Below are 12,435 nucleotides of genomic sequence, written 5' to 3' on the forward strand. Positions count from 1 at the left end.
CCCACTTCCTTCTTTCATCTCCAATCTTCCATCTCCGCGCTACCCTCTTCCCTCCTCACCAAATTCTTTTACTCCCTTTGTAACAAACCCGTGAATTGTTCTACTATTTAAACGTAAAGCAAAACAAACATGGAAAAAGTTTTATCAGTAAAAAATCTGACAAAAAAATTCAAAAGAGTCGTTGTGAACGGAATTTCTTTTGATGTTGAAAGAGGCAACGTTTACGGCCTTCTTGGTCCCAACGGAAGCGGAAAGTCTACCACTTTCGGAATGCTTCTTTCCACCATCAATCCCACTTCTGGTGAATGGTATTGGTTTGGAAAAAAAGGAACAGATCCGGAAACGCTAAAAAGAATCGGTGCCATCATCGAACAGCCCAATTTTTATCCATATCTGAGTGCTGAAAAAAATCTTAAAATCGTAGCTGAAATTAAAGGAACTCCTCACAGCCGAATTGATGAAGTTTTGGCAACAGTAGGGCTTTTGGAAAGAAAAAAAGATGCTTTTAAAACGTATTCCCTGGGAATGAAACAGCGTCTTTCAATTGCTTCTTCACTGCTCAACAATCCTGAAGTTTTAATTTTGGATGAACCCACCAACGGACTTGATCCTGAAGGTATTATCCAAATCAGAGAAATTATTTCGACCATTGCAAAACAGGGAATCACGATCATTATCGCAAGTCACCTTTTGGATGAAATCGAAAAAATATGCAGCCACGTGATTGTTTTGAAACAGGGAACCGCCATCTACGGAGGAAGAGTGGATGAAATGACCAGCAATAAAGGGTTTTTTGAACTGAAAGCTGACAACAATTCTGCACTTTCACAGGCGCTGGAGTCTTTAAACTGGTTCAGTTCGGTTCAGACTGAAGGGGAATTTGTAAAAGCTCACGTTCGTGACGATGCTTCGGTTTCGGCTTCAATGCTTAACCAAAATCTTGCAGAAAAAGGCATTTACCTTTCTCATCTCAACAAGAAAAAACTATCGCTTGAAACTCAATTCCTTGAACTTGTAAAAAACACTAAATAATCATGACTAAACTATTAAAATTAGAATACTACAAAAATCTGAATTATACTCCGTTTAAGGTTTTTACAATTATGTATTTTGCGATACTGGTTATTTTTCTGTGTATCGGTTTGATTGACGTGAAAGTTTTCGGAACTACTATCAATCTTAAAGAACAGGGAATGTATAATTTCCCCGGAGTGTGGAATTTTACAACCTGGACTGTTGCCTTGCTGAAAATATTTTTAGGGTTGATTATTGTCTTTTCAATCTGTCAGGAATTCAGCAACAGAATGTTTAAACAAAATACGATTGACGGTTTAAGCAGAGAAGAATTTATTGGTTCAAAACTTTTGACTATCGGTATTTTTACCTTGATTTCTACAATTCTTGTTTTTGCAATCACCCTGTTTTTGGGATACCGTTATTCAAACACAACAGATTCAGCTTTGATTTACAAAGAAATATTTTTCATTGGAAATTATTTCCTGAAACTGTTTACATTTTTCTGTTTTCTGATGTTTTTATCCATATTACTCAGAAAATCCATCTTTGTTTTCCTTGCTTTTTTTGGCATCTGGGTGGCAGAAGGTATTCTTGGCGGAATTGAAACTTATACTAAAGTTGCCGGTACGCAAGCCGCTGAACGCATGAAAATTTTACAGAATGACTTTTTCATCAGTAAACTTTTTCCTTTGGAAAGTATGTCGAGTTTAATTCCCAATCCGATGGTAAGAACCAACATGGCAAAAATGATGAATCTGAAATACGAATTTACCTATCCGACAGAAAGTTTAATTGCCTGCATCGTTTGGTGTGTAATTTTTATCGGTGGGTCTTATGTGATTTTAAAGAAGAGAGATTGGTAGGGTTTGGTTAAAGCTAAGGCAGAGGTTCAATGCGTAATTCAGAATTTTACTTAATGCTTCGGAGAAGCAGAACCTGTGTAGAAAAGTAACAACAAATGAAGCGAAGCTCCGTAGGAGCGACAACTTTATTCTTACTCAATTTCAAACTTCAAATCTCAAATTTCAAATCGATATTAAATCTCAAATAAATTAAAAAGTGATTCTTTACGGATCACTTTTTAATTTAAAATCTTTCTGTTTTTTTTTAACTTTAAAAAATGAAAAGGAAGAAAATATCTTATTTTCCCGGGCTTATAAGTGCTGCAATAATCCCATTATTATTCTGGTATTTCGGGAATAGGAAATTTAATGAAATAAATATTTTTGCAAAGTCAATAAGACTTCCCGCAAAAATTGAAAAAGATTCCAGCAACTTATCGATGACTTTTGAACCTTTCAGAGACTGGAACTATAACAAAATCATAGTTTCTCCGGGAAAGGCATTTGAAAATCAGAATTATTATGTTTCAGAACTAAAAAAAATTCAGCAAAACAATAAAAAAGAAACCGGAATTGAATTTTCTCTCAGTGATCAAAACAACCTACAGGATATAATTACTGTTTTAGATGCTTTAGAAATTTCAAAACAAGAAATGTATGGATTTGATGCCGAAAAAACCTATCATATTTTCGCTCCACATCTTTACATTGATCCTAACGCCGAAAAAATAGATGATTTTTTGATTTGTGGAACACAGAATTTTTTTGAAGAATCTGAAGGTCAGTCAAATTTTTATAAAGAAGTTTCAAGCCAGTTTCAAAAACTGCCGAAAGAAGGACTCATATTATTTTTTTCTTTTCTGATATTTCTGAACCTCTCGATGTTTTCCATTAAAGAAAGGTTTCAAACATTTTAAACTTTATACATCAAAAATTCCATTTAAAATCATATTAAGTAATGCGGAAAAAATTTTGGCTAAAAACTTTCATTAATGCAATAATGATTTTTTGTATTATTTCCTGCTCCAAATCTCAGGAAAAAACGGGACTGCCTGTCGCTTTTGAAAATGATGAGAGGGAAGAAAAACCCGTTTTAGATTCAGCAAAAAACCACAAAAAAGCACAGGAAGCATTGGATTTCTGTGAGAAAAATAAATTCAATACAGATTTTGCAATTTTGATTGATATGAGCCTGCATTCCGGCGTGAAAAGATTTTTTGTATATGATTTTAAAGCTGAAAAAATAACCCAAAAACATTTGGTCGGACATGGTTGCGGAAGCAATAACTGGAGTTCAGGTGAGTCTAAAGATAGTCCGGAATTTAGCAATGTGGATGGAAGTCATCTTTCATCTCTCGGAAAATACAGAATCGGCGCACGGGGTGCAAGCGAATGGGGTGTCAAAACAAAATATCTCATGCAGGGCCTTGAAAATACCAACAGTAATGCGCTGAAAAGAGTTATTGTTTTCCATTCATGGGAAAGAATGAGCGATGAAGAGATTTTTCCTAAAGGCTCACCGGAAGGTTGGGGTTGTCCTACTCTTTCCAATAATGCTTTTAGAGCAGTAGATCCACTTCTGAAAACTTCTTCAAAACCTGTTTTGATGTGGATTTATCAATAAAAAAGACCGCCTCGCGGCGATCTCTAACCAAACACTAATAAACTATGAAAACGTATTATTTTTTATCTAAAAGAGAAATATAATCTCCATAACCTTTTGCTTTCATTTCCGCTTTCGGAACAAACTTCAGCGATGCTGAATTGATGCAGTATCTTAAACCACCTTTATCTTTCGGACCGTCATCAAAAACGTGACCTAAGTGGGCGTCACCCGTTTTGCTTCTTACTTCAATTCTTTCCATTCCGGCAGAACCGTCTTTTTTTTCTTCAATCAGTTTTTGCGTAATCGGTTTCGAAAAACTTGGCCACCCACATCCTGATTCGAACTTATCCGTTGATATAAATAAAGGTTCTCCCGTGGTGATATCGACATAAATTCCTTCTCTCGTTTCGTCCCAATATTCATTTTCAAAAGGTCTCTCGGTCGCATTTTCCTGAGTAACACTGTACTGTTCTGAAGTCAATTTACTTTTTAAAGTTTTTTTATCCTGCTTCTGATATTTCACAGCTTTTGGAGGATTTGCATTTTTTGCCATTTCAAACAATCCTGGTTCAATGTGACAATAGCCTCCCGGATTTTTTTCAAGATAATCCTGATGATACGTTTCTGCACTGTAGAAATTCTTTAAAGGAATTGTTTCTACCAAAATCGGTTTCTTGTAATTTTTCGCCAATTTTTCAACTTCAGATTTTATAATTTCCTGAGTTTCTTTATCTGTCGAGTAAATCCCTGTTCTGTACTGATCTCCTCTGTCATTTCCCTGCTGATCTTTGCTCGTTGGATCGATGGTTTTGAAATAAAGATCAATCAGCAGCTTTAAATCTACCTCCTCCGGATCGTATTTTACTTTCACGGTTTCGGCAAAACCTGTTGAATGACTTACAACTTCTTCGTAAGTAGGATTTTTCTTGTTTCCATTCGCATATCCCACTTCTGTTGAAACCACGCCTCTTATCTGCTGGAAAAAATGCTCGGTTCCCCAAAAACACCCTCCCGCAAAATAAACTTCCTTCAGATTTTTATTCACCATTTCCTCTTTTTTTTCACGTTCAGAAAAACTTTCTTCAGATTTTACAGCCTTCCTGCACGAGTTGGCAAAAGCGGTAATACCAAGAACAAAAGCCATCAAAACCAATATATTTTTCATTTTATCTTTATTGAACATTTTTTTATAATTATTATTTTTAAAACCAAATCAGCTTATAAAATATGCATCTGAATTTAAAATTTATTTTGAAAATCATCAAATTCCGGTTTAAGTAATCTACGAGATTTTCCGATAAATGGATTTTAAAATAACCCGTTTTTTTTTAAAAATTAAAGGGATGGCTTATTATAAATTCAGGTCAGTTCGCGCCTTCTACTTTACATAGGTTTGATGACATAAAAGCGGAAAAGTAAAATGGCAGAATCATAAAATTATGTTATAATTGCAAAATTTATCATTTGAAACTCCTCATACTTTAAGACATCAAGCGATAACGAAACAACACCGCGAAAATTCAGTCAGATTGCCGTAAAAAATTGATAAGGCATAGGGCTTGATGTAATTTGAATGTCTGGATCATTTCTTAAAATTAAAATAATCTGACGCCGGCATTTATTCTAATTTTAAGAGAAGTAAACACAGCTCAAACACAGAATTATTGTGCCGAAAATGGTATATTTGCACTATTTTAAAATTGAAAGAAAATTTATAATATGGGAAAGAAAAAATATAAAAAACAATTGCTCAGTTCTTTAAAATCGCTTGCTACTACAGAACATTATATTCTTGAAAGCATGACCAATCTGATGCTTTTGGGAGAATTCAAAAAAAATAAAATTGAATTCAAAGACGGCGACACTTTCAGTTTTAAAGACAACATTTTTGATTACAGCGAAGATAAAAACGTAAGAAAACTCGCCAAACTCAGAAGAAAGATGATGAAAGCAATGAATAAAATTGTGGTTAAAAACGACTTCAAAGACAAAGAAATTAAATTTTTAAGTTAATTTTTACTGATCAAATTCATCGAAAGCAGATCCAGACGAAAAAAAGTCCCGAATTAATCGGGACTTTTAATTTATACTTGAAAATTGAAATTACTTCTTCGCTTTTTCTTTCAATTCTTCTTTATCTTTATCTGAAGGGTTCCAGACTTTCACATCAGCATTTTTATCAATTCCTGAAAGAATCTGAACATTGATACCATCGCTGGCTCCCAGTTTTACATTTACTTTTTTGAATTTTCCGTCTGGCTGTCTCACTTCCACAAAAGGAACGTCTTTTCCGTTCTTTTTATCGTACTGAATTAAAGATTCATCCAAAAGCAAAGCATTTTTTTCTGATTTTAAAACAATTTCTCCATTAGCAGAAAATCCAGCTCTGATGTATTCGTTATTTGGGTTATTTACATCACCTTCCACCGGAAATTTAATTGTTCCGTTATTGTCTTTTCCTTTCGGGGCAATCATTGTTAATCTTCCCGGGAACGTTTTATTCTGCAAAGCTCCAATCACAATTTTCATATCCATGCCCTGTTTCAGTTTTCCTGCCTGAGCTTCGTCTATTTCACCCTGGAAAATCAGTGAATTCAAATCTGCAATGGAACAGATAGTTGTTCCTGCATTGAATGAATTGGCTTCAATCACCTGACTTCCCACTTTCACAGGAACTTCGAGCACCGTTCCGGCAGCTTTTGAACGGATTTGCGTAGTTGCCAACCCCTGCAATTCGGGTATAGCACCCGTTTTTACGATCTGCAAAGATTTCTGAGCCGTTACCAGTTGTTGATTTGCATTTCTGAGAGCCTGCTGCTGCGAATAAAGTTGCTGCTGAGCAGTAAGATATTCCTGCTTTGAAATTACCCCCTGCTTATACAGTTTTTCAGACATTGCAAACTGGGTCTGGGCATTAGAAAGATTCATTTTAGCGTTGCTGATCTGAAGCTGTGAATTCTGAACACTTTGGGTGGCATTATTTACCTCTGCAATGTTTGGAATAATTCTCACAGTAGCGATGAGCTGTCCGGCTTCTACTCTATCGCCTTCGTCTACCAAGATTTTATCGATAATTCCGGCGATGTTGGGTTTAATTTCAATTTCTTCCTTTGGGATAATTTTTCCGGTAGCCATCACCTTGTCTTCCATGTTTTGAATGGTTGGTTTTCTTGTAAGAAACGCTTCAGTCTCCTTTGAGTTTGATTTCACCAAATAGCTGATTCCCATAATCAGGATGCCAGCGAAAATAATTCCGAGGACGATGTAGACCGCTTTTTTCCAGCTGAACTTCTTTTTCATATATAGTTTATTTTTTTAATTTTCTTTAAATTGGATTGTGTTGAATACAATTTATATTTATTTTTTTCTTTTGTTAAAATGATTTCGCCCTTTCCCTTGATTCTTTTTACTTTTTCCTTGGCTCTTTTACTCACTTCTCAACGCCTCAATCGGACGGATTTTCACCGCTCTTTGCGCAGGAATCATTCCAATAACTAATCCTAACAAAACCATGATGCCCATTGCACTGAAAACATTTCCATAATTGACTGTCGGATTATAGAAAGGAAACTCATCCTGGCCCTGCGTTGCAAGATCTAATCCCATCAGCAATAAAATCCCAAACAGAAAACCTAAAAGGCCGGAGGAGAGTGTAATGACAACACTTTCCAGCAAAATCTGATTACGAACTTCCGCAGGTTTTGCTCCTAAAGCCCTTCTGATACCAATTTCTTTGGTTCTTTCTTTTACTGTAATTAAGAGAATATTTGAGATAGCAATTACACCAGCAAGAATTGTTAAAGTTCCTACAATAATGGTGAGAAGCTGCATCCCATCTAAAAAGCCTGTCAGTTTTTTAAATTCTTTTCCAAGGTTAAAACTTCCGAAAGCATTGGTGTCATCTGGCGAGACTTTATTTTTGGTTTTTAAGACATCTTTAATTTTTACCTCCACCTCGCTCACCTGCGCATCTGGTTTACTTACGACGGAAAAAACATCAATTTTATCGGCATTATTAAATAACCTGGTGAATGAAGAAAGGGGAATATATGCTGTACGGTCATTTTCCATAGGGCCACCTCTTTTCACTCTGAAAACACCGATTACGTTGAAGAAAACTCCTTTTATGTTGATTGATTTCCCGAGTGGGTCTTCATTTTTTTTGGCATTAAAAAAATTCTTGTAAATCTCTTCACCAATTACTGCCACGTTTTTATTTTGAGACATATCTGCATCATTAAGATACCTTCCGAAAATCAGTTTTTTCTCTGAAATTTTATTTCCTATCGGTGAATCTCCGGTTAACGTGTAGGTTGCATATTTTCCGTTTCTGGACATTTGCTCGCCGGCACTTCCAAAATTTCCGCGTGAGTTCTGAGGCGAAATATAGTCTACCTGTGGAACTTTTCTCTGTAATAAATCGATATCTGAAAGACGTAAATCCATTTCTCTTCCTTTTGGAAAACCGTCGTAGGGAATTGAAGTATTCTGTGCCCACAGGAAAATAGTATTGGTAGCAAAACCAGAGAACAGTTTGTCGAAACCGTTTTCCATACCTTTTGCGGCACCCAGTAGACTCACGTACAGGAACATCCCCCATCCCACACCAATCATGGTCAGGAAGGTGCGGAGCTTATTATTTTTCAAAGAATAATAAATTTCCTGCCACGTATCTTTGCTAAATAGAATATTCATTTTTTAATATCAATTTTTACTTTGTAAAAGTGAATTTGCTCTGCGGTGAAGTTTGCTTCGCCAGTAAATTTCTTCAAATCAATCGTGAATTTAATTCCTTAAAAATTCACTTACGAAGTAAAATTGACCATTCACAAATCACTTCAAACTATTCTGTTCTCAATGCCTCAATCGGCTTAATTTTCGAAGCTCTGAATGCCGGAACAAAGCCGGCAATCAATCCTGAAATAACCAATGCCACAAATGCCATGATGATTTCTGTAGTTCCCACACTCGGGCTTTTAATGAAATATTCTTCCAGACTGTCGCCGATGAGATGCAAGGTTAAAATTCCCACACCAACACCTACCAATCCTGAAACCACGGTTATAACGACACTTTCCTGAACAATCAAAGCAACAATACTTTTCGGTTTGGCTCCGATGGCTTTTCTTACACCAATTTCTTTGGTTCTTTCTTTTACAATATAAACCATGATATTACTGATGCCAATGATTCCTGCCAGTAAAGTTCCTAAGCCGATAAAACCAACAATTGCCGTTAGAACTGCCATGAAAACAAAGGTATCGCTCATATTCTGGGCATTATTCCAGACACGGACACCGTTTTCATCATCTGGCGATACGCTTTTCCGGGATTTTAATTTACTTTTAAGTTCATCTCCGTATTTAATTGCCTGTTCGGGCGTCAGTTTTTCATCGTATGCAATAAATGCAGTACTCACGGTATCTGATCCTTTTTTCATCTGTTGAAGTGTAGAAATGGGTACAGAAATATGCCTTTCATCCCAATCGCCGCCGTCATCTGAAAAAACTCCCACCACCTTAAACATTGTTCCGTTGATATCAATATCTTTTCCTACAGGATTTCCGTTTTTTATTAAATCACGCTGCACCATCCTGCCAATCACGGCAACCTGTTGCTTATTTTTCAAATCATTGGGAGAAAGATATCTTCCGTCTAAGAGTTTCCTGTTTTCAATGAATTTCTCATCAGTTACAGAGCCGTTTATTTGGTAATTTCCGCTTTCTTTTCCGTATTTTACCAAAAGATTAGCTGTATACCTCGGGCTTGCGTAACCTACTTTTTCTTTATCAGTATCGACAAGAAAATCGTAATCATCATTGTTCATAGTTACTTCACGGTCAGACTGCAGACCATTGTAAGCAATTGTGGTTTTCCCTGTAGAGATTGTAATCAGATTCTGGGCATCTCTTGCAAAACCTTCCGTAAAGGCATTCTGCAACCCTTTACCAATCCCAAAAAGGACAATAAAGATGAAAAGCCCCAATGCTACGGTAAAACCCGAAAGCACCGTACGCAAAACATTACTGCGAATCGAACTGAATATTTCCTGCCAACGGTCTAAGTCAAACATATTTTTGTTTTTTTCTTTGAAAAAAAGTCAATTTGCTTCGCAGTGAATTTTGCTTGCGAGTCAATTATTTTCAACGTCAATTTTATTTTTTTATAGTCAATTATCCGTCAAATTCACTTTCGAAGCAAAATTGACCATTCACAATTGACTACTTTAACATTCCACTCAAAAGAATGAATGTTGTTTTTAATTTATTTCCGATTTTCTCTAAATCATTTAAGGCCAGATACTCAGATTCAACAGTAATATCAAAGCACGAATCTAATTCGATAACAGAGCCTCTTGCAATTTCGAAATATCTTTTTCTTTCAGTTTCAGATTTTCTCGAGCAACCTTCTGTGATATTCAAAACTACAGATGTGGAAGCTCTTATAATTTGATATGTTAAATTATATCTTTCCTCAATCGGAAGCTTGCTTAGAATTTTATAACATTCAAATCTTAACTCTCTTGCAGATTTGTATACATCAAGTTTATAATGATTTAGATTTAAAAACATTTTTTCTCTTCTTTAAATTATTTGTGTTTTCTTTATAAAAATTCACTTGCGAAGCAAAAATGACCATTCACCATTCACTTACATTAATTCACCTGCGAAGCAAAATTGACAATTCACAATTCACTTTACAGCACAATCTGCTTAATAAACTCATCACTTTCAATAATTCCATCCCTTAAAATGACATTCCTTTTGGTTTGGGCGGCAACATCGGGTTCGTGGGTTACAACGATGATGGTTTTGCCTTCGTTATTGATATCCTGAAGTAATTTCATAATATCGTGGGTTGTTTTCGAATCAAGCGCTCCTGTTGGTTCATCGGCTAAAACCACTTTTGGATCTGTGATTAAGGCTCTAGCTATGGCAACACGCTGCTTCTGCCCACCTGAAAGTTCGTTGGGTAAATGGTTTGCCCACTGTGCGAGGCCAACTTTTTCAAGATATTCCATTGCTCTTACATTACGCTCTTTTCTTGGAACATTCTGATAATATAAAGGAAGGGCAACATTGTCTAAAGCCGTTTTGTATCCAATTAAATTAAAGGACTGAAACACAAAACCTAAAAATTTTGAACGATACTCGGCAGCTTTAATTTCGTTGAGATCTTCTATGGGAATTCCGTCGAGGTTATAAATACCAGAATCTTTCTCGTCGAGAATCCCGATAATATTGAGAAGTGTAGATTTTCCGGAGCCTGAACTTCCCATAATGGAGACAAATTCTCCAGCTTCAATCGTAAGGTTAATGCCCTTCAATACATGAAGTTTGCTTTTTCCTGTATCGTATGATTTGTGTAAATCCTGAATAACTAACATGGATCGCTCATTGTTTAAGTACCTTATAAGTAGCGGCTTCAAAAGATTTGTTACAAACTAATGAATTTATTTAAAAAAAGGGATTGTTTAATATTTATGTATTTGAATATCAAATTATTAAAAACAGGCGTTTAAATCTAAAATTCACAGGAAGCGTTTTTAAAACCCGTAACCGTCTCTAAACCAATAACAGAGCAAGTTTCGGGTAATTGTGGAAAACTTTTACAGTTAAAAGTCAATCTATTAGTCCTTAGCCCTTTTAAAATCAGTCTTCATGTTCTAACTTTGTAGGTAGATTCTGAAAGAAATTTAATGAGGTCTGACATTCATCAAGCGCAATATTAACTTTCAAAAAATCAAATACTTATCAAATTACAGAATGTATTTGCAGAAATCTGTTGTTCATAAACAAAAGACAAATAAATTACAATATGGGAATTTTCGATAAAAGAGTAAGCTACAAGCCATTTGAGTATCCTGAAGTTCTTCAGTTTACAGAAGCCATCAACAAGTCTTTCTGGGTGCACTCAGAAGTAGATTTCACGGCAGATGTACAGGATTTCCAGTCGCAGCTGGAGCCGCACGAGAAAAACGCGGTAAAAAATGCACTTTTGGCGATTGCTCAAATCGAAGTTTCGGTAAAATCATTTTGGGGAAACCTTTACAATCACTTACCGAAGCCTGAACTCAACGGTTTAGGTTCTACTTTTGCGGAATGTGAATTCCGTCACTCAGAGGCATACTCGCGTCTGCTTGAGGTTTTGGGATATAATGAAGAATTTATGCACGTTGTGGAAGTTCCTGCTCTTAAAAAGAGAATCGAATTTTTAGGAAATGTTTTGAAACACGCCAATTCTGCAACTCCGAAAGAGTATGTTTCTTCTCTTTTGCTGTTCAGTATTCTGATTGAGAATGTGTCTTTGTTTTCGCAGTTTGCCATTATTTTGTCGTTCACAAGATTTAAAGGTTTCATGAAAAATGTTTCCAATATTATTGCTTGGACGTCTATTGATGAGCAGATTCACGCGAACGGTGGAATTTATCTGATCAATAAAATTCGCGAAGAGCAGCCTCATCTTTTAACTGATTCTGATATTGAAGATATTTATACTCTGGTTGATCAATCGATTGAGCTGGAAGGCGAAATTTTGGATTGGATCTTTGAAATGGGCGAACTGGATAAATTCTCAAAACAGGATTTAATTAACTTTATGAAATACCGTGTTGACGAAAGTTTAACCAAAATCAACATGGAAAAACGATACAACACCACTGCAGAACAGTACAGCCCGATGAAATGGTTTGAAGAGGAAGTTTTCGCCAATTCTATGGATGATTTCTTCGCAAAAAGACCGGTGGATTATACAAAGCATGATAAGAGTATTACTGCGAATGATCTTTTCTAGATTTAAAATTTAAAATTCAAGGTTTAAGGTTATTTGGGCGCCAATTTCCGCCTTCCACTCCCGCTTTTTTGTCATTGCGAATAACGTGAAATGTTTGTTGAACTATTTGTTAATCGCAATAACAAAAAGAGCTCCGTTCAAGTCGGGGCGTCAGTGATTCGGGAGCTGAGGGGTTGG

General features: G+C 35.9%; 12 protein-coding genes. 6 read left to right on the forward strand and 6 right to left on the reverse strand.

Going from position 1 to position 12,435, the window contains the following annotated elements:
- The first annotated feature begins 129 nt into the window (after positions 1 to 129).
- From ASG31_RS12795 to ASG31_RS12810, 4 genes are all read left to right on the forward strand, one after another.
- Entirely contained in the window at positions 130 to 1,032 is a 903-nt protein-coding gene (locus ASG31_RS12795; RefSeq protein WP_056033167.1) for an ABC transporter ATP-binding protein, read from the forward strand.
- Between the two features lie 2 nt (positions 1,033 to 1,034).
- A complete protein-coding gene (locus ASG31_RS12800) occupies positions 1,035 to 1,880 on the forward strand; it encodes an ABC transporter permease (protein ID WP_056033170.1) in 846 nt (281 codons plus the stop codon).
- Between the two features lie 257 nt (positions 1,881 to 2,137).
- Positions 2,138 to 2,776, forward strand: coding sequence for a hypothetical protein (locus ASG31_RS12805; protein WP_056033174.1), 639 nt, complete (start codon positions 2,138 to 2,140; stop codon positions 2,774 to 2,776).
- A gap of 83 nt (positions 2,777 to 2,859) precedes the next feature.
- The gene (locus tag ASG31_RS12810; protein ID WP_117585855.1) at positions 2,860 to 3,483 is read left to right on the forward strand and encodes a murein L,D-transpeptidase catalytic domain-containing protein; all 624 of its coding nucleotides are present in this window, start codon (positions 2,860 to 2,862) and stop codon (positions 3,481 to 3,483) included.
- A 55-nt stretch (positions 3,484 to 3,538) separates the two neighbouring features.
- On the opposite strand, the gene msrB is transcribed toward ASG31_RS12810, so the two are convergent.
- Positions 3,539 to 4,630: a peptide-methionine (R)-S-oxide reductase MsrB gene (msrB, locus tag ASG31_RS12815; protein ID WP_082504582.1), complete on the reverse strand. Its 1,092-nt coding sequence runs from the start codon at positions 4,628 to 4,630 to the stop codon at positions 3,539 to 3,541.
- A 554-nt stretch (positions 4,631 to 5,184) separates the two neighbouring features.
- Between msrB and ASG31_RS12820 the strand changes: the two genes are divergently transcribed.
- On the forward strand, positions 5,185 to 5,478 hold the full coding sequence (locus ASG31_RS12820; protein ID WP_056033183.1) for a hypothetical protein: 294 nt from the start codon (positions 5,185 to 5,187) through the stop codon (positions 5,476 to 5,478).
- A 90-nt stretch (positions 5,479 to 5,568) separates the two neighbouring features.
- Here the strand turns inward: ASG31_RS12820 and ASG31_RS12825 are convergent, their stop codons facing one another.
- The 5 genes from ASG31_RS12825 to ASG31_RS12845 form a co-directional block, all read right to left on the reverse strand.
- Positions 5,569 to 6,765, reverse strand: coding sequence for an efflux RND transporter periplasmic adaptor subunit (locus tag ASG31_RS12825; RefSeq protein ID WP_056033186.1), 1,197 nt, complete (start codon positions 6,763 to 6,765; stop codon positions 5,569 to 5,571).
- Between the two features lie 126 nt (positions 6,766 to 6,891).
- Positions 6,892 to 8,160 carry an ABC transporter permease gene (locus tag ASG31_RS12830; RefSeq protein WP_056033189.1) on the reverse strand — a complete coding sequence of 423 codons (1,269 nt, stop codon included), beginning with the start codon at positions 8,158 to 8,160 and terminating at the stop codon, positions 6,892 to 6,894.
- Between the two features lie 148 nt (positions 8,161 to 8,308).
- Positions 8,309 to 9,538, reverse strand: coding sequence for an ABC transporter permease (locus ASG31_RS12835; protein WP_056033192.1), 1,230 nt, complete (start codon positions 9,536 to 9,538; stop codon positions 8,309 to 8,311).
- 148 nt (positions 9,539 to 9,686) lie between these two features.
- A complete protein-coding gene (locus ASG31_RS12840) occupies positions 9,687 to 10,037 on the reverse strand; it encodes a four helix bundle protein (RefSeq protein WP_056033196.1) in 351 nt (116 codons plus the stop codon).
- 125 nt (positions 10,038 to 10,162) lie between these two features.
- The gene (locus ASG31_RS12845; protein ID WP_056033199.1) at positions 10,163 to 10,852 is read right to left on the reverse strand and encodes an ABC transporter ATP-binding protein; all 690 of its coding nucleotides are present in this window, start codon (positions 10,850 to 10,852) and stop codon (positions 10,163 to 10,165) included.
- Positions 10,853 to 11,283: 431 nt separating this feature from the next.
- Here ASG31_RS12845 and ASG31_RS12850 point away from each other — a divergent pair, with 431 nt between their 5' ends.
- Positions 11,284 to 12,258 (forward strand): ribonucleotide-diphosphate reductase subunit beta, encoded by a 975-nt coding sequence (locus ASG31_RS12850; RefSeq protein WP_056033201.1) that lies wholly within the window; start codon positions 11,284 to 11,286, stop codon positions 12,256 to 12,258.
- Positions 12,259 to 12,435 lie beyond the last annotated feature (177 nt).

It is taken from the genome of Chryseobacterium sp. Leaf404, from assembly GCF_001424145.1.
In the GTDB taxonomy this organism is placed as follows: Bacteria; Bacteroidota; Bacteroidia; order Flavobacteriales; family Weeksellaceae; genus Chryseobacterium.

Excerpts from the sequence above, each read along its gene's own strand:
- ASG31_RS12795 (WP_056033167.1), top strand. The coding sequence starts at position 130 with ATGGAAAAAGTTTTATCAGTAAAAAATCTGACAAAAAAATTCAAAAGA.
- ASG31_RS12800 (WP_056033170.1), top strand. The coding sequence starts at position 1,035 with ATGACTAAACTATTAAAATTAGAATACTACAAAAATCTGAATTATACT.
- ASG31_RS12805 (WP_056033174.1), top strand. The coding sequence starts at position 2,138 with ATGAAAAGGAAGAAAATATCTTATTTTCCCGGGCTTATAAGTGCTGCA.
- ASG31_RS12810 (WP_117585855.1), top strand. The coding sequence starts at position 2,860 with ATGATTTTTTGTATTATTTCCTGCTCCAAATCTCAGGAAAAAACGGGA.
- msrB (WP_082504582.1), bottom strand. The coding sequence starts at position 4,630 with ATGAAAAATATATTGGTTTTGATGGCTTTTGTTCTTGGTATTACCGCT.
- ASG31_RS12820 (WP_056033183.1), top strand. The coding sequence starts at position 5,185 with ATGGGAAAGAAAAAATATAAAAAACAATTGCTCAGTTCTTTAAAATCG.
- ASG31_RS12825 (WP_056033186.1), bottom strand. The coding sequence starts at position 6,765 with ATGAAAAAGAAGTTCAGCTGGAAAAAAGCGGTCTACATCGTCCTCGGA.
- ASG31_RS12830 (WP_056033189.1), bottom strand. The coding sequence starts at position 8,160 with ATGAATATTCTATTTAGCAAAGATACGTGGCAGGAAATTTATTATTCT.
- ASG31_RS12835 (WP_056033192.1), bottom strand. The coding sequence starts at position 9,538 with ATGTTTGACTTAGACCGTTGGCAGGAAATATTCAGTTCGATTCGCAGT.
- ASG31_RS12840 (WP_056033196.1), bottom strand. The coding sequence starts at position 10,037 with ATGTTTTTAAATCTAAATCATTATAAACTTGATGTATACAAATCTGCA.
- ASG31_RS12845 (WP_056033199.1), bottom strand. The coding sequence starts at position 10,852 with ATGTTAGTTATTCAGGATTTACACAAATCATACGATACAGGAAAAAGC.
- ASG31_RS12850 (WP_056033201.1), top strand. The coding sequence starts at position 11,284 with ATGGGAATTTTCGATAAAAGAGTAAGCTACAAGCCATTTGAGTATCCT.